Annotated in this window: 22 protein-coding genes and 4 tRNA genes; 18 read left to right on the forward strand and 8 right to left on the reverse strand. The window is 64.9% G+C overall.

Annotation, left to right across the window (positions count from 1 at the left end; genetic code table 11):
- Positions 1-11 precede the first annotated feature (11 nt).
- From atpB to V8Z74_RS23175, 8 genes are all read left to right on the forward strand, one after another.
- The gene (gene atpB / locus V8Z74_RS23140; protein ID WP_066483842.1) at positions 12-875 is read left to right on the forward strand and encodes a F0F1 ATP synthase subunit A; all 864 of its coding nucleotides are present in this window, start codon (positions 12-14) and stop codon (positions 873-875) included.
- 48 nt (positions 876-923) lie between these two features.
- Positions 924-1,175: a F0F1 ATP synthase subunit C gene (atpE, locus tag V8Z74_RS23145; RefSeq protein WP_003059376.1), complete on the forward strand. Its 252-nt coding sequence runs from the start codon at positions 924-926 to the stop codon at positions 1,173-1,175.
- A gap of 35 nt (positions 1,176-1,210) precedes the next feature.
- On the forward strand, positions 1,211-1,681 hold the full coding sequence (locus tag V8Z74_RS23150) for a F0F1 ATP synthase subunit B (protein WP_066483843.1): 471 nt from the start codon (positions 1,211-1,213) through the stop codon (positions 1,679-1,681).
- An 11-nt stretch (positions 1,682-1,692) separates the two neighbouring features.
- Positions 1,693-2,232 (forward strand): F0F1 ATP synthase subunit delta, encoded by a 540-nt coding sequence (locus V8Z74_RS23155; protein WP_349711528.1) that lies wholly within the window; start codon positions 1,693-1,695, stop codon positions 2,230-2,232.
- Between the two features lie 46 nt (positions 2,233-2,278).
- Entirely contained in the window at positions 2,279-3,838 is a 1,560-nt protein-coding gene (gene atpA / locus V8Z74_RS23160; protein ID WP_066483845.1) for a F0F1 ATP synthase subunit alpha, read from the forward strand.
- Between the two features lie 18 nt (positions 3,839-3,856).
- On the forward strand, positions 3,857-4,723 hold the full coding sequence (gene atpG / locus V8Z74_RS23165; RefSeq protein ID WP_066483846.1) for a F0F1 ATP synthase subunit gamma: 867 nt from the start codon (positions 3,857-3,859) through the stop codon (positions 4,721-4,723).
- Between the two features lie 34 nt (positions 4,724-4,757).
- Positions 4,758-6,167: a F0F1 ATP synthase subunit beta gene (atpD, locus tag V8Z74_RS23170; RefSeq protein WP_066483847.1), complete on the forward strand. Its 1,410-nt coding sequence runs from the start codon at positions 4,758-4,760 to the stop codon at positions 6,165-6,167.
- A 146-nt stretch (positions 6,168-6,313) separates the two neighbouring features.
- Entirely contained in the window at positions 6,314-6,730 is a 417-nt protein-coding gene (locus tag V8Z74_RS23175; protein WP_066483848.1) for a F0F1 ATP synthase subunit epsilon, read from the forward strand.
- A gap of 189 nt (positions 6,731-6,919) precedes the next feature.
- On the opposite strand, the gene V8Z74_RS23180 is transcribed toward V8Z74_RS23175, so the two are convergent.
- Positions 6,920-7,186, reverse strand: coding sequence for a hypothetical protein (locus V8Z74_RS23180; RefSeq protein WP_066483849.1), 267 nt, complete (start codon positions 7,184-7,186; stop codon positions 6,920-6,922).
- A gap of 199 nt (positions 7,187-7,385) precedes the next feature.
- Here V8Z74_RS23180 and V8Z74_RS23185 point away from each other — a divergent pair, with 199 nt between their 5' ends.
- Entirely contained in the window at positions 7,386-8,042 is a 657-nt protein-coding gene (locus tag V8Z74_RS23185; RefSeq protein WP_349711534.1) for a DUF1294 domain-containing protein, read from the forward strand.
- A 142-nt stretch (positions 8,043-8,184) separates the two neighbouring features.
- Here V8Z74_RS23185 and V8Z74_RS23190 read toward each other — a convergent pair whose 3' ends face one another.
- Genes V8Z74_RS23190 through V8Z74_RS23200 form a run of 3 tightly spaced genes read right to left on the reverse strand, consistent with a single transcriptional unit; the run spans position 8,185 to position 10,296 of the window.
- On the reverse strand, positions 8,185-8,733 hold the full coding sequence (locus V8Z74_RS23190) for a TPM domain-containing protein (protein ID WP_349711537.1): 549 nt from the start codon (positions 8,731-8,733) through the stop codon (positions 8,185-8,187).
- A 1-nt stretch (position 8,734) separates the two neighbouring features.
- Positions 8,735-9,655, reverse strand: a complete 921-nt coding sequence (locus tag V8Z74_RS23195) for a TPM domain-containing protein (RefSeq protein ID WP_349711539.1) — start codon at positions 9,653-9,655, stop codon at positions 8,735-8,737.
- A gap of 26 nt (positions 9,656-9,681) precedes the next feature.
- Positions 9,682-10,296 carry a LemA family protein gene (locus V8Z74_RS23200; protein ID WP_349711542.1) on the reverse strand — a complete coding sequence of 205 codons (615 nt, stop codon included), beginning with the start codon at positions 10,294-10,296 and terminating at the stop codon, positions 9,682-9,684.
- Positions 10,297-10,448: 152 nt separating this feature from the next.
- Between V8Z74_RS23200 and V8Z74_RS23205 the strand changes: the two genes are divergently transcribed.
- The 3 genes from V8Z74_RS23205 to V8Z74_RS23215 are packed head-to-tail and all read left to right on the forward strand — an operon-like array spanning position 10,449 to position 12,782.
- Positions 10,449-11,210 carry a Rossmann-fold NAD(P)-binding domain-containing protein gene (locus tag V8Z74_RS23205; protein ID WP_349711544.1) on the forward strand — a complete coding sequence of 254 codons (762 nt, stop codon included), beginning with the start codon at positions 10,449-10,451 and terminating at the stop codon, positions 11,208-11,210.
- A 5-nt stretch (positions 11,211-11,215) separates the two neighbouring features.
- Entirely contained in the window at positions 11,216-12,214 is a 999-nt protein-coding gene (locus V8Z74_RS23210) for a YheT family hydrolase (protein ID WP_349711547.1), read from the forward strand.
- 4 nt (positions 12,215-12,218) lie between these two features.
- Complete coding sequence (locus tag V8Z74_RS23215) at positions 12,219-12,782, forward strand: DUF2946 family protein (RefSeq protein ID WP_349711550.1); 564 nt, start codon at positions 12,219-12,221, stop codon at positions 12,780-12,782.
- A gap of 108 nt (positions 12,783-12,890) precedes the next feature.
- On the opposite strand, the gene V8Z74_RS23220 is transcribed toward V8Z74_RS23215, so the two are convergent.
- The 4 genes from V8Z74_RS23220 to V8Z74_RS23235 form a co-directional block, all read right to left on the reverse strand.
- Complete coding sequence (locus V8Z74_RS23220; protein WP_349711553.1) at positions 12,891-13,751, reverse strand: c-type cytochrome; 861 nt, start codon at positions 13,749-13,751, stop codon at positions 12,891-12,893.
- Positions 13,752-13,946: 195 nt separating this feature from the next.
- A complete protein-coding gene (locus tag V8Z74_RS23225; RefSeq protein WP_349711556.1) occupies positions 13,947-15,386 on the reverse strand; it encodes an efflux transporter outer membrane subunit in 1,440 nt (479 codons plus the stop codon).
- Positions 15,379-18,534, reverse strand: a complete 3,156-nt coding sequence (locus V8Z74_RS23230; protein ID WP_083526795.1) for an efflux RND transporter permease subunit — start codon at positions 18,532-18,534, stop codon at positions 15,379-15,381. Before V8Z74_RS23230 ends, V8Z74_RS23225 begins: the two co-directional genes overlap by 8 nt.
- A 14-nt stretch (positions 18,535-18,548) precedes the next feature.
- Positions 18,549-19,883, reverse strand: coding sequence for an efflux RND transporter periplasmic adaptor subunit (locus tag V8Z74_RS23235; RefSeq protein ID WP_349711559.1), 1,335 nt, complete (start codon positions 19,881-19,883; stop codon positions 18,549-18,551).
- A 219-nt stretch (positions 19,884-20,102) separates the two neighbouring features.
- Between V8Z74_RS23235 and V8Z74_RS23240 the strand changes: the two genes are divergently transcribed.
- The 6 genes from V8Z74_RS23240 to V8Z74_RS23265 all read left to right on the forward strand — a co-directional run.
- Positions 20,103-20,723, forward strand: a complete 621-nt coding sequence (locus V8Z74_RS23240) for a TetR family transcriptional regulator (protein ID WP_066483859.1) — start codon at positions 20,103-20,105, stop codon at positions 20,721-20,723.
- Between the two features lie 77 nt (positions 20,724-20,800).
- A tRNA-Arg gene (locus V8Z74_RS23245) sits at positions 20,801-20,876 on the forward strand.
- 80 nt (positions 20,877-20,956) lie between these two features.
- Positions 20,957-21,042 (forward strand) — tRNA-Tyr (locus V8Z74_RS23250).
- A 55-nt stretch (positions 21,043-21,097) separates the two neighbouring features.
- Positions 21,098-21,171 (forward strand) — tRNA-Gly (locus tag V8Z74_RS23255).
- A 43-nt stretch (positions 21,172-21,214) separates the two neighbouring features.
- Positions 21,215-21,289, forward strand: a tRNA-Thr gene (locus V8Z74_RS23260).
- A 78-nt stretch (positions 21,290-21,367) separates the two neighbouring features.
- On the forward strand, positions 21,368-21,490 hold a 123-nt coding region (locus tag V8Z74_RS23265), incomplete at its 3' end, for a GTP-binding protein (protein WP_227803300.1).

Genomic DNA, 21,490 nt, shown 5'->3' on the forward strand with positions numbered 1-21,490 from the left:
GAAGTTGACCGATGGCCGCAGAAGCGCACGCACCAACTGCAAGTGAATACATCGTTCACCACTTGCAACACCTCCAGAACATCAAGCAGAAGTCCATCGTGGACTTCTCCGTGATCAACATGGACTCGATCGCCGTCAGCGTCATCCTGGGTCTGCTGGGTCTGTTCGTCATGTGGCTGGCTGCGCGCAAGGCCACTTCCGGCGTTCCCGGTCGCTTCCAGGCCGCCGTGGAAATGCTGGTCGAGATGGTGGACAACCAGGCCAAGGCCAACATCCACAACGCCCAGTCGCGCAAGTTCATCGCTCCGCTGGCCCTGACCGTGTTCGTCTGGATCTTCCTGATGAATGCCATGGACATGCTGCCCGTGGATCTGCTGCCCGTGCTGTGGCAGCACGGCACCGGCGACCACCACGCCTATCTGCGCGTCGTGCCCACGGCCGACCTGTCCACCACGCTGGGCCTGTCCTGCGGCGTGCTGGTGCTGTGCCTGATCTACTCCGTCAAGATCAAGGGTGCAGGCGGCTGGGCGCATGAGCTGGTGACTGCTCCGTTCGGCACCTCCAAGAATCCGATTTTTGCTGTGATCCTGGGTGTCGTGAACCTGGCGATGCAGATCATTGAATACGTTGCCAAGACGGTTTCGCACGGCATGCGACTGTTCGGCAACATGTACGCTGGTGAGTTGGTGTTCATGCTGATTGCCCTGATGGGTGGCGCAGCGGCTATGTCGCTCTCTGGTGTGTTGCTCCCCGTGGGGCACATCATTGCGGGCTCTATCTGGGCGATCTTCCACATTCTGATCATCACCCTGCAGGCCTTCATTTTCATGATGCTGACGCTGATTTACCTCGGCCAGGCACATGAAGCTCACTGACCTTTCCTTTTCAACCTTTCAACCTTCCCTTCATCTCTAGGAGTCATCATGGAAAACGTTCTCGGTCTCGTCGCTCTGGCTTGTGGTCTGATTGTTGGTCTGGGCGCTATCGGCGCTTCGATCGGTATCGCGCTGATGGGTGGCAAGTTCCTGGAATCCTCGGCTCGCCAGCCTGAGCTGATCAACGAACTGCAAACCAAGATGTTCATCTTGGCCGGTCTGATCGACGCCGCCTTCCTGATCGGCGTGGCCATCGCCCTGCTGTTCGCTTTCGCCAACCCCTTCCAACTGGTGGCCTAAGCTCCGATCAACGCCCTAAATAGAAAGGTGTTGCCGTGAGTATTAACGCGACCCTGTTCGTTCAGCTCGTTGTCTTCCTGATCCTGGCGCTGTTCACGATGAAGTTCGTGTGGCCCCCGATCGCGAAGGCACTGGATGAGCGAGCCCAGAAAATCGCCGATGGCCTCGCTGCTGCCGACAAGGCCAAGTCTGAACTGACCGCTGTGAACAAGCGCGTCGAGCAGGAGTTGTCCGCTACGCGCAACGAGACAGCATCGCGGCTTGCGGACGCCGAACGCCGTGCCCAGGCCATCATCGAAGAGGCCAAGGCCCGTGCAACCGAAGAGGGCAACAAGATTGTTGCTGCTGCCCGCGCCGAAGCCGAGCAGCAGACAATCGCCGCCCGCGAAGCCCTGCGCGAGCAAGTGGCTGTGCTGGCCGTCAAGGGTGCCGAGCAGATTCTCCGCAAGGAAGTCAATGCCGGCGTCCACGCCGACCTGCTGAACCGCCTGAAGACCGAGCTGTAAGGAAGAGCAAAATGGCAGAACTCGCCACCATTGCCCGCCCTTACGCCGATGCGCTGTTCAAGGCCAGCACCGAGCAAGGTGCTGACCTGTCCAGCACTGTCGCCTGGGCGGAGGAATTGGCGGCGATTGCCGCCAACCCGCAACTGAGCCAACTGGCCGACGATCCCAACGTCACGCACGAGCAGCTGTTCGGCGTGATCACGGGCGTGGCCGGTTCGGCGTTGCCGGATGTCGCGCGCAATTTCCTGCGCGTCATCATTGAAAACGGCCGTCTGGCAGCCCTGCCGGAGATGGCTGCGCAACTGCGCGGCCTCGTCAACCGTGCTTCCGGCTCCTCGGACGCTGTCGTGCAAAGCGCATTCCCGATTGATGCCGCAGCTCTGGCCGAGCTGGGCGTCTCGCTGGAAAAGCGTTTCGGCCGCAAGCTGAACCTGACGGTTGAGCAAGATCAGTCCCTGATCGGTGGCATTCGCGTCGTGGTGGGTGACGAAGTGCTGGACACCTCCGTCAAGGCCCGCCTGGAACAAATGAAAGCGGCCCTCACCGCGTAATGCGCGCTTGAGGTCTCGGCTAAACACAAGAAAGAAGGAAAGAGTCATGCAACTCAATCCCGCAGAAATTTCTGAATTGATCAAGAGCCGCATCGAAGGGCTGGCTGCTAGCACTGACGTCCGCAACCAGGGCACCGTGGTCTCCGTGACCGACGGTATCGTGCGCGTGCACGGCCTGTCGGACGTGATGGCTGGCGAAATGCTGGAATTCCCCGCAGGCGCCGACGGCCAAGCCTCCTTCGGCCTGGCTCTGAACCTGGAACGCGACTCCGTGGGTGCCGTGATTCTGGGTGCTTACGAGCACATCAAGGAAGGCGACATCGTCAAGTGCACGGGCCGCATTCTGGAAGTGCCCGTGGGCCCCGAGCTGGTCGGCCGCGTGGTGAACGCCCTGGGTCAGCCCATCGACGGCAAGGGCCCGATCAACGCCAAGATGACCGACGTGATCGAGAAGGTCGCTCCCGGCGTGATCGCCCGCCAGTCCGTGGACCAGCCTCTGCAGACCGGTATCAAGTCCATCGACTCCATGGTGCCCGTGGGCCGTGGCCAGCGCGAGCTGATCATCGGCGACCGCCAGACCGGCAAGACGGCCGTGGCCATCGACGCCATCATCAACCAGAAGGGCCAGGGCGTTACCTGCATCTACGTGGCCATCGGTCAGAAGGCTTCGTCGATCAAGAACGTGGTGCGCGCCCTGGAGCAGTCCGGCGCGATGGAATACACCATCGTCGTGGCGGCCACCGCTTCCGAATCCGCTGCCATGCAGTACGTGTCGGCCTACTCGGGCTGCACGATGGGCGAATACTTCCGCGACCGCGGCCAGGATGCCCTGATTGTCTATGACGACCTGTCCAAGCAGGCCGTGGCCTACCGCCAGGTTTCGCTGCTGCTGCGCCGTCCCCCGGGCCGCGAAGCCTTCCCTGGCGACGTGTTCTATCTCCACAGCCGTCTGCTCGAGCGCGCCGCTCGCGTGAATGCCGACTACGTCGAAGCCTTCACCAAGGGCGAAGTCAAGGGCAAGACCGGCTCGCTGACAGCTCTGCCCATCATCGAAACTCAGGCTGGCGACGTGTCCGCCTTCGTTCCCACGAACGTGATTTCGATTACCGACGGCCAGATCTTCCTGGAAACCAACCTGTTCAACGCCGGTATCCGCCCCGCCATCAACGCCGGTATCTCGGTGTCGCGCGTCGGCGGCTCGGCCCAGACCAAGCTGATCAAGGGCCTGTCCGGCGGTATCCGTACCGACCTGGCGCAGTACCGTGAACTGGCTGCGTTCGCGCAGTTCGCTTCCGATCTGGACGATGCAACCCGCAAGCAGCTGGACCGCGGTGCCCGCGTGACCGAACTGCTCAAGCAGGCCCAGTACTCGCCCCTGAGCACTGCCTTGATGGCCGTGTCGCTGTTCGCAGTGAACAAGGGCTTCATGGACGACATCGAAGTCAAGCAAGTGCTTCCCTTCGAAGCCGGCCTGCACCAGTTCCTGAAGACCAGCCACGCTGCGCTGCTGGACCGCCTGAACCAAAACCGTGCTTTCGACAAGGAAGGCAAGGACGAAGCCGAATTGACCGCTGCCATCGCTGCGTTCAAGAAGTCGTTCGCTTAAACCGGACGAGGAGCCAACATGGCAGCAGGTAAGGAAATACGCGGCAAGATCAAATCGGTGGAAAACACCAAGAAGATCACCAAAGCCATGGAAATGGTGGCTGCATCCAAGATGCGCAAGGCGCAGGACCGGATGCTGGCTGCCCGCCCCTACAGCGAAAAAATCCGCAACATTGCCGCCAACCTTGGTCAAGCCAACCCCGAGTACGTGCATCCGTTCATGCAGGTGAACGATGCCAAGAAGGCCGGCGTCATCGTGGTGACGACGGACAAGGGGCTGTGCGGCGGCATGAACACGAACGTGTTGCGTGTCGTCACGACCAAGCTGCGCGAAATGCAGGATGCGGGTGTTTCGACGGAGGCAGTGGCCATCGGTGGCAAGGGACTGGGTTTCTTGAACCGTGTTGGCGCCAAGGTCGTCTCCCATGCCACAGGCCTGGGCGACACGCCTCATCTCGACAAGCTCATCGGGCCTGTCAAGGTGCTGCTGGACCAATATGCCGAAGGCAAGCTGAGCAAGGTGTACGTGGCGTACACCAAGTTCATCAACACCATGAAGCAGGAATCGGTGGTGGAGCAGCTGCTCCCCCTGTCGTCCGAAAAATTGCAAGCCGAGAAGACGGGTGCATCCTGGGAATACATCTACGAGCCCGACGCCCAGAGCGTCATCGACGAGCTGCTGGTTCGTTACGTGGAATCCCTCGTGTACCAGGCTGTTGCGGAAAACATGGCGTCCGAGCAATCGGCGCGCATGGTGGCCATGAAGGCCGCCACCGACAACGCCGGCAACGTCATCAGCGAGTTGAAGCTGGTCTACAACAAGACGCGCCAGGCAGCGATCACGACCGAACTGTCGGAAATCGTGGCAGGTGCCGCCGCTGTGTAAACGGCTTTAACAGACAAACAGATTGGAGCAAAGAATGGCTCAAGTACAAGGCAAGATTGTTCAATGTATCGGCGCCGTGGTGGACGTGGAGTTTCCCCATGGCCAGGTGCCCAAGGTGTATGACGCCTTGAAGCTCGAAGGCTCGGCCCTGACCCTGGAAGTCCAGCAGCAGCTGGGCGACGGCGTGGTGCGTACCATTGCCCTGGGTTCTTCGGACGGCCTCAAGCGTGGCCTGATGGTCACCAACACCGGCAACCCCATCACCGTGCCCGTGGGCAAGGCCACCCTGGGCCGCATCATGGACGTGCTGGGCAACCCCATCGACGAGCGCGGTCCCGTGGACCAGACGCTGACGGCTGCCATCCACCGCAAGGCTCCCGCATACGACGAACTGTCGCCTTCGCAGGAACTGCTGGAAACCGGCATCAAGGTGATCGACCTGGTCTGCCCGTTCGCCAAGGGCGGCAAGGTGGGCCTGTTCGGCGGCGCCGGCGTGGGCAAGACCGTGAACATGATGGAGCTCATCAACAACATCGCCAAGGCCCACAGCGGTCTGTCGGTGTTCGCCGGTGTGGGCGAGCGTACCCGTGAAGGCAACGACTTCTATCACGAAATGTCGGACGCCGGCGTGGTGAACCAGGAGTCGCTGAACGACTCCAAGGTGGCCATGGTCTACGGCCAGATGAACGAGCCCCCAGGCAACCGTCTGCGCGTGGCGCTGACCGGCCTGACCATGGCCGAAGCGTTCCGTGACGAAGGCAAGGACGTGCTGTTCTTCGTGGACAACATCTACCGCTACACGCTGGCCGGTACCGAAGTGTCCGCTCTGCTGGGCCGCATGCCTTCCGCCGTGGGCTACCAGCCCACGCTGGCCGAGGAAATGGGCCGTCTGCAAGAGCGTATCACCTCGACCAAGGTGGGCTCCATCACCTCGATCCAGGCCGTTTACGTGCCTGCCGACGACTTGACCGACCCCTCGCCCGCCACGACCTTCGCCCACCTGGACTCCACCGTGGTGCTGTCGCGTGACATCGCTTCGCTGGGTATCTACCCCGCCGTGGACCCGCTGGACTCCACCAGCCGCCAGCTGGACCCCCAGGTGGTCGGCGAAGAGCACTACTCCGTGGCCCGCGCCGTGCAAGGCACGCTGCAGCGCTACAAGGAACTGCGCGACATCATTGCCATCCTGGGCATGGACGAACTGGCTCCCGAAGACAAGCTGGTGGTGGCCCGCGCCCGCAAGATGCAGCGTTTCCTGTCGCAGCCCTTCCACGTGGCCGAAGTGTTCACCGGCGCGCCCGGCAAGTACGTGCCCCTGGCCGAAACCATCCGCGGTTTCAAGATGATTGCCAACGGCGAGTGCGACCACCTGCCCGAGCAAGCCTTCTACATGGTTGGCACCATCGACGAAGCCTTCGAGAAGGCCAAGAAGCTGGCGGCCTAACCAAGGCTCCCCCTGAGCGGCTGCGCCGCTTCCCCCTCTGTAGAGGGGGACGACGCTCTCGCTGCGGGGCGGCCCTTGCTTAGCGTCCCTGAGCTGGGCCATGCCTTTTTTAGGAATCAGCCCTTAACCTTTTCTGAGGAGCAAAGATGAACACCATCCACGTTGATGTGGTCAGTGCCGAAGAGTCCATCTTCTCCGGTGAAGCGCGCTTTGTTGCCCTGCCCGGTGAAGCCGGCGAGCTGGGCATCTATCCCCGCCACACGCCACTGATCACGCGCATCAAGCCCGGTTCGGTGCGCATCGAATTGCCCGATGGCAGCGAAGAGTTCGTCTTCGTGGCCGGTGGCATCCTCGAAGTGCAACCCAACTGCGTGACCGTGCTGTCCGACACCGCCATCCGCGGTGCCGATCTGGACGCCGAAAAGGCTGAGCGCGCCAAGGCGGAAGCCGAGGAAGCGCTGAAGAACGCCAAGAGCGAGATCGACCTCGCGCGTGCGCAATCCGAGCTGGCCATCATGGCCGCCCAGATCGCCGCGCTGCGCAAGTTCCGCCAGAAGCGTTGACCGGCCCGTGCCGGGCCGGGGCCCGGCACGCCGACACGAAAAAGCCGCCATTGCTGGCGGCTTTTTTCATGCCTGTTCGGTTTTCAGGAGCTGTATACGCCTGATCTGCCATGGTTTGAGGGCTGCAGGCCTCTCAAGACGCGGAGGGCAGGGCGACGGCAGCTCATCAAACCATAGCAACCCGGCCGTTCAATTGCAGCTGGCCTGGTAGGCGTAGACCACCGAGTTGTCCTGGGGGTCCACGTGGCGGGACTTGCGGATGACGGCCTTGCCCGGGTCGTCGCACAGCGCGCGCACCTGCGCCTCGCACTTCTTGGGGTCGTCCTGCTTGAGCTTGCAGCTGAGCACATAGTCGTACTCCTGCGGCGTTTCGGCGCCGCGCGGGCTGATCGAGGAGCAAGCGCTCAGTGCCAGGGCGGCGCTGACGACGGCGAGGGAAAACAGGGTTTTCTTCATGCTTGGTCTTTCGTTGGGAAATGTTTTTTCGGAATGCCGTGACGCTAACACAGAGTGCCCTGCTGTTGGCTTTTTCCGGCGCAGGACAGGCGCGCATTCTGCGGCATGTACAGGCACATTTGCATGCGCGTGTCGGTCTGCCGGCCTGGGCCGGTTTGCGACAATGCCGGGCTTTGAACCCTTTGTGGAGCAGCACAGCATGCGGTTTGCCGGCACCCTGGCGCAATGGAACGACGAGCGCGGCTTCGGCTGGATAGAGGCCGACGGCGGCGAGCGCGTGTTCGTGCACATCAGCGCGTTCGAGCCGCGCCCGCCGGCCGGCCATCGCCCGCGCGTGGGCCAGCGCCTGCAGTTTGGCGTGGGCATGGAGCAGGGCAGAAAGCGCGCCGAGCAAGTGGCTTGGCGCGGGAGCGGGGCGATGGTTGCGGCGATGCCGCACAGGCCGGATCCGGCCGGCCGCCACCAGGCCGCTGCGCAGCGCGGCGGCTGGCATCTGCCGGCGCGCCTGGGCTACGGTGCGCTGTGCGCCTGGCTGGCGGCATTGCTGGCCGTGAACCGGGCCTGGGGTGTGCCGCCGCTGCTGTGGCTGGTCTATGCAGCGCTTGGCGCCTTCATCTTCATGGCCTATTGGCGCGACAAATCGGCGGCGCGGCAGGGCCGCTGGCGTACCCCTGAAAGCACTTTGCAGCTATTGGCGCTGCTGGGCGGCTGGCCGGGTGCAGTGCTGGCCCAGCAATGGCTGCGCCACAAGTCGAGCAAGGCCAGCTTTCAGGCCACGTTCTGGCTGATGGCCGCGCTCCACGTTGCGGCCGTGCTGTGGCTGTGCTCGCCGGCTGGCCGGCAACTGCTGCGCTGAGCCTGGGATTGTCAAAGTAGTAGCGTCTGGCGCTTGCCCTCTATAGGGTTTGAGGCTTGTTTGCCTGAAATCCGAGGACCATGGCGAGGTGGCAGCCATCCATACGGTAGCTGCCATGCCACGCATGCGAAGGCATGCGGCCTTACTGCGCCTTGCCGGGCAGATGCCGCTCGACCACGGGTGCATCGGGCAGGCCTGCATGGCCGCTTGAAGGCGCAGTGCCCGGCCGGCTGGGGAAGTGCGTTTCGAGCTGGCGGCTCACGCGCTCCAGCGCCGACATCAGCCCGATGTGGAAATGTCCGCCCTTGAAGGCCGACTGCATGTCGCTGATGAGCGTCTGCCACTGCTCATCGCTCATGGTGCGGTGCAGCGCGCGGTCGGCCACGATTTCGATGGCATGGTCGGCCAGCAGCAGGTAGATCAGCACGCCGTTGTTGTGCTCGGTATCCCAGACGCGCAGCTTGCCGAACATGGACAGTGCGCGCTGGCGGGCCGTGGCGTCGTGCCAGATATAGCTGAACGGCAGCCCGGCCTCCACGCAGATGCGTACCTGGCCGGTGTGGCGCAGCTCGCTGTGCGCGATCAGCGTCTCCAGCTCCTGCAGCGTATGCGGCGGCAGGGCCTTGCGCAGATGCATCTCGGTCCAGCGGTGCCGCACCAGCCGTGCCAGTCGATGGAAAACATGGGTCATGTCACCAGTCTCCCGAAGCGCCGCCGCCGCCAAAGCTGCCCCCGCCGCCCGAGCTGAAGCCGCCGCCGCCCGAAGAGCTCCAGCCGCCGCCACTGCTGCCGCTGCTCCAGCCCCCCGAACTGCCGCTGCTGATGTAGGGGCCGCCGCCGATGCGCGACAGATTGGACAGCAGGGTGATGAGCAGGCCGAAGAAGGCCGCCATGCCGGCAATCAGCAGGCTGCTGGTGACGAAGAAAGCCGCCGCGCCGGCCAGGCCTGCGACTACCAGCGAGCCCAGCCCGCGCCCGAAGATGGAGCGCGCCAGCGCAATCGCCAGCGGGAAGCCGAAGAACAGCAGCGGCAGCAGAAAGTCGGCATAGTCGCCCATCGAGCGGGCCGGGGCGGCAGAGCGCGGCGCGGGCGCCGGCAGCTCCTCGCCGCGGATCAGCAGGGACAGCTGATCGATGGCGGCCGACAGGCCGCCCGCATAGTCGTCCTGGCGAAAGCGCGGCTTCATGGCCTGGTCGATGATCTGCGCAGCCTTGATGTCGGGAACCGCACCCTCCAGGCGCCGCGCCACTTCGATGCGCATGCGCCGGTCGTCCTTGGCCACGACGATGAGCAGGCCGTCGCCGATGTCGCGGCGGCCGATCTTCCAGTCCTGGGCCACGCGATTGGCATAGGCGGCAATGTCCTCGGGCGCCGTGGTCGGCACCATGAGCACCACGACCTGGGCGCCCGTGACGTCCTCCAGCGCCTTGAGCTGCTGCGACAGCCGCTGTTGCGCATCGGCGCCCAGCGTATGCGTCTGGTCGATCACGCGGCCTGCCAATGCGGGCACGGGCAGGCGCTGCGTGCCCGCGGTCTGCGCCTGGACGGGCAGCAGCCACAGCCAGGCCAGCAGCAGGGCGGCCAGGGCTCTCCAGAGGGGCAGGGGCGGCATGGTCAGGCAGCGGCCGTGTTGCGCGCTCAGGGCTTGGCCGGCTGGGCGGGGGCGGAGAAGTCCACCTTGGGCGGCTGGGAGATCTGTGCCTCGTTCTGCACGGTGAAGTTGGGCTTGACCGCGTAGCCGAAGACCTTGGCCGTGATGTTGGTCGGGAAGCTGCGCGCCAGCACGTTGTAGGCCTGCACGGTGCCGATGTAGTCGTTGCGCGCCACGGTGATGCGGTTTTCCGTGCCCTCGAGCGTCACGCGCAGGTCGCGGAAGGCCTGGTTGGCCTGCAGCTGCGGATAGCGCTCGGACACTGCCATCAGGCGCGACAGCGCGCTGGAGAGCTCACCCTGGGCCTGCTGGAACTTGTTGAAGGCCTCGGGGTTGTTGATCAGCTCGGGCGTGGCCTGGATGGTGGTGGCCTTGGCGCGCGCCTCGATCACCCGGGTCAGCGTGTCCTGCTCGAAGCTGGCTTCGCCCTTGACCGTGGCCACGATGTTGGGTACCAGATCGGCGCGGCGCTGGTATTGGTTGAGCACCTCGCTCCAGGCTGCCTTGGATTTCTCGTCCAGGCGCTGGAAGTCGTTGTAGCCGCAGCCGGTCAGGGAGAGCAGCGACGCAGCCGTCGCGAACCAGAGGAGCCAGCGTTTCATGGGAGCTTCTTTCCTGCGCGATAAGAGGATTGGAACGATAGCACATCGTTTTTGCGCGGATTTGGCGGCGGCAGCTGTGCTTGGAGTGGGAGAAAACGCACAATGCGCAAAAACGCTTCTGCACTGCCCCAGCCTTCCCGACTCCCCTGTCCATGACCACCGTGAACCCACTGCAAGCGCTGCGCGCCGCACAGCGCCCGGCTCCCCGGGCCGCCGCATTGCCGCGGCTGCTGCTGGCCGGGGCGACCGGAGCGCTGGGCAACGAGGTGCTCAACCGGCTGGCGGGCGGCCAGCGTTATGCGCCGGTGCAGGTGCTGGCCCGCGAGCCCTATGCCGCAGCCATGCGCGGCGTGCAGCTGCAGCAGGTCCCGCCGGCCGAGCCTGCGCAATGGCCGGCGCTTGCAATGCACATGCCTGCCGAGGTCGGCGTGGTCATGTTCGAGCCCCCGCGCACTTTCCACCAGCGTGAGCGCGCACTCTGGACGCCCGAGCCGCAGCAGCTCAAGGCCCTGGCGCAATGGATGCGCGGCTGCGGTGTGAAGACGCTGGCCGTGGTGCTGCCGCACGACATGGGCAGCCTGCCCCAGGCCATCAAGCGCGGCCTGGCCACTCTGGACGAGCAGGCCGTGGCGGCCCTGGGCTTCGAGCGGTTGATCTTCGTGCGCTCGGCGCGCGCGGCGCAGCGGGCCACCCCCCGGCACTGGCTGCAGCGGGTGGCGCGCATGATGTTCTCGGCGCTGAGCTATATGGTGCCGGACCAGGAGCGGCCGGTGAGGCCCCTGCATGTCGCGCGGCTGGTGGATGCCGCGTTGCAGAAGGCGCCGCCCGGCATCCATGTGGCGGCGCCCGAGCTGGTCTGGCGCGCGGCGCAGCGCGACGGCCTGGATGCGGCACTCCAGGCCTGGCTGGAGTAGCGGCAATGCAGGATTTCCGTGCGCCCTGGTGGCAGCCCGGCGGCCATGTGCAGACCATCTGGTCGGCCCTGTATGCCCGCAGGCAGCAGCACCGCCATGCCGTGCGCTGGCAGCGCCGGCGCTGGGAGACGCCCGACGGCGATTTCATCGATCTGGACTTTTCCCTGCCCATGGCCTTGCCGCAGGCGCCGACGCTGGTGCTGTTCCATGGCCTGGAGGGGTCTTCGGCCAGCCACTATGCGGTGGCGCTGGCCCAGGTCTGCGCAGATCGGGGCTGGCAGCTGGTGGTGCCGCATTTCCGGGGCTGCAGCGGCGAGCCCAACCGCCTGCCGCGCGCCTACCATTCGGGCGATGCCGAGGAGCTGGACTGGATTTTGCGCCGCCTGCGTCATGGCAGCGGCGGCGATCTGCTGGCCATGGGCGTGTCGCTGGGCGGCAATGCGCTGGCACTGTGGGCCGGCCGGCAACGGGAAGCAGCGCGGGAGGTGGTGCGAGCCGCCGCCGTGGTCTGCGCGCCGCTGGACCTGGTGGCCGCGGGCAGACAACTGGGGCAGGGCCTGAACCGCCGGATCTACACGCGCATGTTCCTGCGCACGCTGGTGCCCAAGGCGCTGGCCAAGTGGGAGCGGTCGCCGGGCCTGTTCGACCGTGATGCCCTGCTGCGTGCCCGCGATCTGCATGCCTTCGACGACATCTTCACCGGGCCGGTGCACGGCTTTGCGGACGCCGACGACTATTGGCGCCGCGCCTCGGCCAAGCCATGGCTCGGTCAGGTGGCCGTGCCGCTGTTGCTGCTCAATGCGCGCAACGATCCCTTCGTGCCCGCGGCCAGCCTGCCGACACGCGCGCAGGTCAGCCCGGCCGTACAGTTATGGCAGCCCCGGCATGGCGGCCATGTGGGTTTTTCCAGCGGCGCCTGGCCCGCCCATGTGCTGGCCATGCCGCGGGCCGTGACCGCCTGGCTGGCCCAGTGGCTGGCGCCGGCGCAGGACATCAAGGAGTAGAGCAATGGATGACATCGTCAGGCAGGCCATGGCCAAGTGGCCCCATGTGCCGGCATGCTACGGCTGGCTGGGCCTGGACGCGCGCGGCCAGTGGTGGCTGCGCGATGCCGAGGCCCAGGCCTGCGGAGGCTTTGCCAGTGGCCGCGCAGGCGCCCGGGGCACGCTGCTGCGCCATGAGAAGCTGATCGACTTCATCGGCCGCAACTACGACGCCGACGCACGCGGCTGCTGGTATTTCCAGAACGGGCCGCAGCGCGTCTTCGTGGAACTGGAGGCAGCGCCCTGGGTATGGCGGCTGCGCTGCACCGAGGCGCAGCTGGAGCTCACGGCCCATACCGGCGCGCTGCTGGCGGCAGCGGACGTGCAGCAGGCCGTGCTGGACGACCAGGGCCATCTGTATCTGCTGCTGCCGCGGGGCCTGGGCCTGGTGCACTCGCAGGACATGGACGATGCGGCCCGGGCGCTGGAGCGCGGCTGGCTTGCCGAGCCCGAGGAATTGCCCCGCAGCGTGCTGGCGGAGCGCTTTGGCTACCGGCAAAGCCCGCAGGCGTTGGAGGCAGGCGGTTGAGATGCTTCTGGATAGATAGCTGTCAGCGCTTGCTGCATGGGCGCTGGAGCATGATTTGACAATGAAAAAACCGGCCGCAGCCGGTTGGGAAGATGGTGTGGGACAGGCCTATTTGGCGTTGTCCACCATGTACTGGATGGCGGCCTTGAAGTCGGCATCGGAGGCGCTGGAGCCACCCTTGGGAGGCATGGCGCCAATGCCTTGCGTGGCCTTTTGCACCATGGTGTCCATGCCCTGGGCAATGAACGGTGCCCAGGCCGCCTTGTCGCCGAACTTGGGCGCACCTGCCACGCCGCTGCCGTGGCAGGCCACGCAGGTCGTGTTGTAGAGATCCTTGCCGGCACTGGAGGCCGCTGCGGGCGCAGCCGGCGCTGCGGCTGCAGGAGCTGGCGCAGCGGCATTCTCTGCCGGGGCCGGAGCGGCCGCAGGCGCCGGTGCAGGCGCTGCCGCCGCGTCGGTCGGCGCCGCGGCCATACCGCCCGCCGGGGCGCTGGGTTCGGGGAAGCTGGCGCCTGCGGCATTGGCCATGTAGACCACGCCCCGGGCGATTTCCGTGTCGTTGAACTCGCCGCCGCCCTGGGCAGCCATGGCGCCCTTGCCGGCCAGGGCGGAGTGGACCAGCGTGTCCAGGCCCTGCTTGATGCGCGGACCCCAGGCCGCCGCGTCCTGGAACTTGGGTGCACCGGCGGCGCCGGTGGCGTGGCAGGCCGAGCACTGGGCCTTGAAGACTTCCTCGCCGCTGCGCAGCGGGCGGTTGGCATCGCGGATCTCGATGGAGCCCACCTTCTGCAGGCGCACGGCCTTGGCCCGCTCGGCCTGGCTGGAGCCGGCACCCGTGGTGTCGGATGCGGTCACGAACTTGACCAGACCGATGATCACGAAGACGGGGATCACAAAAGCGAATAAAACGGCAAGCAGAAGCTGTTTGGGGTTCTTGATCGGCCCGGTATGGGCGTGTTGTTCGCTCATGAAGTCCTCTGTGTTTGCGTGGGCTGGAATTGGAAAAACATTATATGGGTGGGGTTTTACAAAGACACTGGACGACGACCCGGGTTGACGGCGGCGCCATAAAGGGCTTGCGCTGGATCAAGCCCCCGGTGGTTTGCCTGTTTGCCGCCATGAAAAAAGGCGCCTGGAAGGCGCCTTGCGGGAGGACGAAGCCGCTTATTGCGCTGCCGCGTCCGGGGTGGCTGCCGCCGCCGTGGGCGGGGTTGCGGGCTCGGTCCAGCCGCCGCCCAGCACCTTGTAGAGGTTGACCTGGTTCTGCAGCTGGGTCAGGCGTGCCTGCACCACGGCCTGTTCCAGGGCGAACAGCGAGCGCTGGGCGTCGAGCAGGTCCAGGTAGCTGGCCACGCCGTTGGTGTAGCGCAGGTCGGACAGCTTGTAGCGCACGTTTTCCGCTTCGAGCTGGCGCTGCTGGGCCGCCAGCTGGTCCTGCAGCGTCTCGCGGCTGACCAGCGCGTCGGCCACTTCGCGGAAGGCCGTCTGGATGGCTTTCTCGTACTGTGCGGCCGCGATCTGCTCGCTGACCTTGGCGGACTCCAGGTTCGCGCGGTTGCGGCCGGCGTTGAAGATGGGCAGGTACAGCGAGGGCGTCAGCGAGAAGGCCTTGGAGCCGGACTTGAACAGGTCCGACAGCTCGGGGTTCACGAAGCCGGCCGAAGCCGTCAGCGTGATATTGGGGAAGAAGGCCGCGCGTGCGGCGCCAATGCTGGCATTGGCGGCGATCATGCTCTGTTCGGCCTGGCGCACGTCGGGGCGGCGCAGCAGCAGGTCCGAAGGCAGGCCCGCCGGTACGTCGGCCAGTGCCGGCAGGTCCGAAAGCTTCTTGCCCTGCAGACTGCCCAGCAGCTCGGGCGGCACCGTCTGGCCCACCAGCAGCGTCAGCGCATTGATGTCCAGCTCGCGCTGGCGCGTCTGGCGTGCCAGCGTGGCGCGCGCATCCTCGGTCAGCGACTGCGCCTGGCGGTAGTCCAGCTCGGAGGCCACGCCCGTATCCAGGCGCAGCTTGGCCAGCTTGATGGACTCCTCGCGGGTGTGCAGCGTGCGGCGCGAGATGGCAAGCAGCTCCTCGTCGGCCTGCAGGCCCAGCCAGGCGTTGGCGACCGAAGCCACGAGGCTGATCTGCGCGGCCTTGCGGCCCTCCTCGGTGGCCAGGTACTGGGCCAGCGCCTGCTCCTTGAGACTGCCGATGCGGCCCCAGAAGTCAATCTCCCAGCTGGGCATGGACAGGCCGGCCATATAGGTGTTGACGTACTGGCCCGTGGTCGTGCTCGGCGCGCGGCTGACCGAGGCCGCCACGCCGAATTCCGGGAACTGTGCGGCCCGCTGGATCTGGTACTGGGCGCGGGCCTTGTCGATATTGAGCACGGCCACGCGCAGATCGCGGTTGTTCTCCAGCGCCAGGCCGATGACCTGCTGCAGGCGCTGGTCGGTGAAGAACTGCTGCCAGGGGATATCGGCCGCCGCCAGGGCGCCGGCCTCGGTGGCCACGGGGTAGCTTGCCGGCACCGGCGCGGCCAGCTTGTCGAGCTTGGGGATGAACGAGCATCCGGTGGCCAGCAGTGCGCCGGTCAGCAGGGTCGGGATGAGTTTCTTAGTCATGGTTGATGCCTCCATGCGTTGCCGCCGGGGCTGCAGCCGGAGCCGGTGGCGGCGTCTTGCTGCCGAACAGCTTGCGCACCACCACGAAGAAGACGGGTACGAAGAACACCGCAAGGAAGGTGCCGGTCACCATGCCGCCGAGCACGCCGGTGCCGATGGCGCGCTGGCTGGCCGAGCTCGCGCCCGTGGCGATCACCAGCGGCACCACGCCCAGGCCGAAGGCCAGCGAGGTCATGATGATGGGGCGGAACCGCAGGTGGGCCGCTTCCAGCGCCGCGGCCATCAGGCTCTTGCCTTCGGCCTGCAGGTCCTTGGCGAACTCGATGATCAGAATCGCGTTCTTGGCCGACAGGCCGATCACCGTGACCAGGCCGATCTGGAAGTACACGTCGTTCGAGTATTTGCGCAGCAGCGTGGCCAGCACCACGCCCAGCAGGCCCAGCGGCACGACCAGGATCACCGACAGCGGGATGGACCAGCTCTCGTACAGCGCTGCCAGGCACAGGAACACCGCCAGGATGGCGAACGCATACAGGAAGATGGCCTGGGCGCCGGCGAGTTTTTCCTCGCGCGACTGGCCCGTCCATTCGTAGCCGAAGCCGTCGGGCAGCTTGGCCGCGAGCTTTTCCATCTCGGCCATGGCCTCGCCCGAGCTGTAGCCGGGCGCGGCGGAGCCTTCCAGGCGCATGGCCGGATAGCCGTTGTAGCGCACGGTCTGCTGCGGACCCTTGATCCACTTGGTGGTGGCAAAGGTGGACAGCGGCACGGCGTCGCCCTTGGAGTTGCGTGCGTTCAGCTGCAGGATGTCCTCGGGCTGCATGCGGGCGGGCGCATCGGCCTGCACCACCACGCGCTGCAGACGTCCCTGGTTGGGGAAGTCGTTCACGTAGGCCGAGCCCAGTGCGGTGGACAGCGCGGCGTTGATGGACGAGAAGTCCACGCCCAGCGCATTGGCCTTGTCGCGGTCGATCACGATCTGCAGCTGCGGAGCATCTTCCAGGCCGTCCGGGCGCACGCCGGTCAGCACCTTGCTCTGCGAGGCCATGCCCAGCAGCATGTTGCGGGCGTTGACCAGGGCCTCGTGGCCGTGGCCCGCGCGATCCTGCAGGCGGAACGAGAAGCCCACGGCATTGCCCAGTTCCGGAATAGGCGGCGGGTTCACAGCGAACACGAAGGCGTCGCGGATGCCGCCGATCGCGCCCATGGTGCGGCCCACCAGGCTGTCCACCGTGGACTGGGGGCTGGTCCGTTCGGACCAGTCCTTCAGCGGCACGAACGCCAGTGCGGCATTCTGGCCCTGGCCGGAGAAGCTGAAGCCCACCACGCTGACCATGTTGGCCACTTCGGGCTGCTGGAGCACGGCGTTCTCCACGGTCTTCACCACTTCCAGCGTGCGTTCCTTGGCGGCGCCCGGGGGCAGCTGCATGTTCACGATGAAGTAGCCCTGGTCCTCGCTGGGCAGGAAGGAGGTGGGCAGGCCGCGGAAGATGACCAGCGCAGCGCCGATGATGGCCGCGTAGAGGCCCAGCATCAGGATGGCGCGCTTGAGCATGCGAGCCACCCAGCCCTCATAGGTCTTGGCAGTGCGCGAGAAGCCGCGGTTGAACCAGCCGAAGAAGCCCTTCTTCTCGTGGTGGTGGCCGGCTTCCACCGGCTTGAGCAGCGTTGCGCACAACGCGGGCGTCAGCGTCAGCGCCATGAAGGCCGAGAAGGCGATCGATGCGACCATGACGATCGAGAACTGGCGGTAGATGTTGCCGGTGGAGCCCGCAAAGAACGCCAGCGGGATGAACACCGCAATCAGCACCAGGGTCACGCCGACGATGGCGCCCGAGATCTGGCCCATGGCCTTGTGGGCGGCCTCGCGCGGCGGCAGTCCTTCCTCGGACATGATGCGCTCGACGTTTTCCACCACCACGATGGCATCGTCCACGACGATACCGATCACCAGCACCATGCCGAACATGGCCAGCACGTTGATCGACAGGCCCACGGCCAGCATCACGCCGAAGGTGCCCAGCAGCGCGATGGGCACGACGATGGTGGGAATCAGGGTGTAGCGCCAGTTCTGCAGGAACAGGAACATCACCAGGAACACCAGCACCACGGCCTCGACCAGCGTGTGGGCGACCTTCTCGATGGAGATGCCGACGAACTTGGAGCTGTCGTAGGGCACGGTGTAGCTCACGCCCTTGGGGAAGTACTTCTGCAGCTCTGCCATGCGCTTGTGCACGGCCTCGGCCGTGGCCAGCGCATTGCCGCTGGGAGTCAGCTGCACGCCGACGCCGACGGCGTCCTTGCCGTTGAGGCGGGCCGACGTGGCATAGCTCTGGCCGCCGATCTCCACGGTGGCCACGTCCTTCAGGCGCACGGTGGAGCCGTCGACATTCGCGCGCAGCACGATGTTCTCGAACTCCGCCACCGACGACAGCTGGCCGCGCACGGTCACCGTGGCCGCCACCTTCTGGCCCGTGATGTTGGGCAGGTCGCCGATCGAACCGCTGGCCACCTGGGCGTTCTGGCTGCGGATGGCTGCCACCACGTCCTCGGCGGACAGGTTGTAGCCGCGCAGCTTGGCGGGATCGAACCAGATGCGCATGGCTTTTTCGGAGCCGAACAGCTGGGCCTGGCCCACGCCTGGCAGGCGCTGGATTTCAGGAATGATGTTGCGCGATGCATAGTCGCCCAGCGCCACGGGGTCGAAGGCCGGGTCGTCGGAAGACAGCATCACGAACAGCAGGAAGTTGCGTGCGGCCTTGTCCACGCGCACGCCCTGCTGCGTCACCGAAGCGGGCAGGCGCGGCGTGGCGCGGGAGAGGCGGTTCTGCACGTCCACCTGCGCCAGGTCCTCGTTGGTGCCGGGAGCGTAGCTGATGGTGATGCTGCCGGTGCCGTCGGCCTGGGCGACGGACTCCATGTAGACCATGCCGGGCGAGCCGTTCATCTCGCGCTCGATCACCGACAGCACGCTGTCCTCCAGCACCTGCGCGGAGGCGCCGGGATAGGCGGTGTTGATGATGATGGCGGGCGGCGCCACCTTCGGATATTGCGCGATCGGCAGCTTGGTCATCGCCAGTGCACCGATCACGACGATGAACAGAGCGATCACCCAGGCAAAAATGGGTCGATCAATAAAAAACTTGGCCATGGGAAGAGGCCCTCTTACTTCTTGGTTTCAGCGTTGTCGCCGGCTGCGGGCGCGGCAGGCGCTGCGGGAGCCGCTGCCGGCTTGCCCGCATCCTTGTCCGCCGGTGCTGCCGACGGGGCCGGCTTGCCGCCGTTCGGGTTCCATTCCACGGGCTTGACCGGCGTGCCGGGCGGCATCATCTGCAGCTTCTGGAAGCCGTCGACCTGCACCTTCTCGCCGGCCTTCAGACCAGCCGTCACGATCCACTGGTTGTCCTTGGTGCCGTTGATGGTGATGTTGCGCTTGCTGATCTTGCCGTCGTCGCCGACGATGCTGACCGAATCGCCTTGCTCGGTGCGGGTGACGGCCTGCTGCGGCAGCAGGATGGCATTGCTGACCTGGGCCTGCTCGATGCGCACGCGCACATACAGGCCCGGCAGCAGGGTGCCCTGGGGATTGGGCACTTCGGCGCGCAGCGTGACCTGGCCCGAGGTCGGGTCCACGGTCAGGTCGGTGAACAGCAGCTTGCCGTCATTGCTGTAGGGCGTGCCGTCGCTGAGCATGATCTTCACCTTGGCGGCGTCGGTGCCCGGGGCCTTTTGCAGCTTGCCGTCCTGCAGCGCGCGGCGCAGGCGGAAAACGTCGTCCGACGACTGGGTGAAGTTCACATAGATGGGGTTGATCTGCTGGACAGTGGCCAGCTGCGTGGCCTCGCCTTGTCCCACCAGCGCACCTTCCGTGACCAGTGCACGTCCGATGCGGCCCGAGATGGGCGAAGTCACCGTGGCATAGCCCAGGTTGACATTCGCATTGGTCACCGCGGCCCTGCCTGCGGCCACCTGGGCCTGGGCGGCCTTTTCATTGGCGACGGCCGTGTCGTATTCCTGCTTGCTGATGGCGTTGGCTTCCACCAGCGGCTTGTAGCGGCGGGCGGTTGCGGAGGCCTGCGCAAGATTGGCTTCCGCCTGGGCCAGCGTGGCCTGGGCGCTTTGCAGATTGGCCTTGTAGGGCGTGTTGTCGATCTGGAACAGGACCTGGCCGGCCTTGACGTCGGAGCCTTCCTGGAACAGGCGCTTCTGGACAATGCCTGCCGCGCGGGCGCGGACCTGGGCGATGCGCGATGCCTCGAGACGACCTGGCAGGTCGGAGACGATTCCCACGTCCTGGAAAGCCACCGTGACCACGCCGACTTCCGGACGCTGGCCCTGCGCCGCCGCCTGCGCCTTTTCCGGTTCCCCTTTCTTGTCGCCGCATGCGGCCAGGCCCAAGGCGGCGATCAGGCTCAGCCCAATGGCCACGGAGCGGGGGTGGAGTACGGCTGCCTTGGGCAAGCTTTCGTTTGCCTGGTTTGTTTCATACACGGGATGCATGAACGTCCTTCCGATTGACATTTGAAACGGTGATAAGGCCTGCTGCAAACGCAACAGGCCTGAAGTCGGGAGAGGCAGGGACAGGAGATCCCTTCCAATTTGGTGCGCGATTATACATACATGCATAAATGTATAATTGCGCTCGTGGCGCCCTAGGAGGGCATTAATTTGTCTTTGTTCGTCGTGTATTGCAAGCGGCGGGGTGAGAAGGGGTAAGAGATGGTTCGTAGGACCAAGGCTGAAGCGGATGAAACCCGTACGAAGCTGCTGGATGCTGCGGAAGAAGTGTTCTTTGAAAAAGGCGTTTCCCGGACTTCGCTGGGCGACATCGCGCAGAGAGCCGGAGCGACCAGGGGGGCGGTGTACTGGCACTTCAAGGACAAGGTGGATGTCTTCTCCTCCATGCTGAGCCGCATCTGCATGCCCTTCGACGAGATCTGTGACGACAAGTATGGCGACCTTGCGCCGCTCGAGCGGCTGCGAGCCTCCATCCAGATGGTGTTCGAGAGCATGGATGGCGACGAGCGCCGCCGCAAGGTGTTCGAGACCGCGCTTTTCAAGATGGAATACGTGGGCGAGCTGGAGGCGGTGAGGGTGCGCCACGTCGAAAGCGCTGCATGCTCCCAGGACAAGTTCGCGCGCGACCTGCTGCTGGCCGCTGAGGAGCAGTCACTGCAACTGCCCATCTCGGCGCAGGAGGCGGCCCTGGGCTTGCATTCGCTGTTTGTCGGGCTCATACATGGCTGGGTTCTGAATGAGGGCAGTTTCCCGTTGGCCTCTGTCGGGCGTATGTCAGTGGATGTCTATTTGTCCGGACTCGGATTTAAGCTGGCCAACTGATCCCAAGGGATGTTTTCCCGTGTCATAATGGCGGGATTGAATTGTTGTTGGCCATGCCTAGCGTGACTGACGGATTCGCGGCTGTAGCTCAGTGGATAGAGTATTGGCCTCCGAAGCCAAGGGTCGTGGGTTCGATCCCCGCCAGCCGCGCCAACATCGTTTGGTGGCAAGGTAAAAGAAAAATCAAATTTCTTTTGCGGTGCAAAAAACGATGCTACAATTCAAGTCTCTTCGGAGGGGTGCCCGAGTGGCTAAAGGGGGCAGACTGTAAATCTGTTGGCTTACGCCTACACTGGTTCGAATCCAGTCCCCTCCACCAGTAATGGTTCAGAAGAGAGATTGCCGGAAGTGGCAGTCGCGTGCAGTAAATCTGTGCGGGAGTAGTTCAATGGTAGAACCCTAGCCTTCCAAGCTAATGACGCGGGTTCGATTCCCGTCTCCCGCTCCAGTTTGCGAGCAAAGATTTTTGAAGCTGCTCTTGCATCTTCATTGCCCATGTGGCTCAGTGGTAGAGCACTCCCTTGGTAAGGGAGAGGTCGCGGGTCCGATTCCCGCCATGGGCACCATTTTCTGGTGCGCTCGCTTTGATAGGGTTGCGCCGAAATCCTGTTGCAGTGATATAGATTTTTTTCGGAGTCGGAAAAATGGCAAAAGAAAAATTCGAGCGCACCAAGCCCCACGTGAACGTGGGCACCATCGGTCACGTTGACCACGGCAAGACCACCCTGACGGCTGCCATCGCTACCGTTCTGTCGAAGAAGTTTGGC

It is taken from the genome of Comamonas sp. w2-DMI, from assembly GCF_040187735.1.
Taxonomy (GTDB): Bacteria; Pseudomonadota; Gammaproteobacteria; order Burkholderiales; family Burkholderiaceae_C; genus Comamonas; species Comamonas terrae.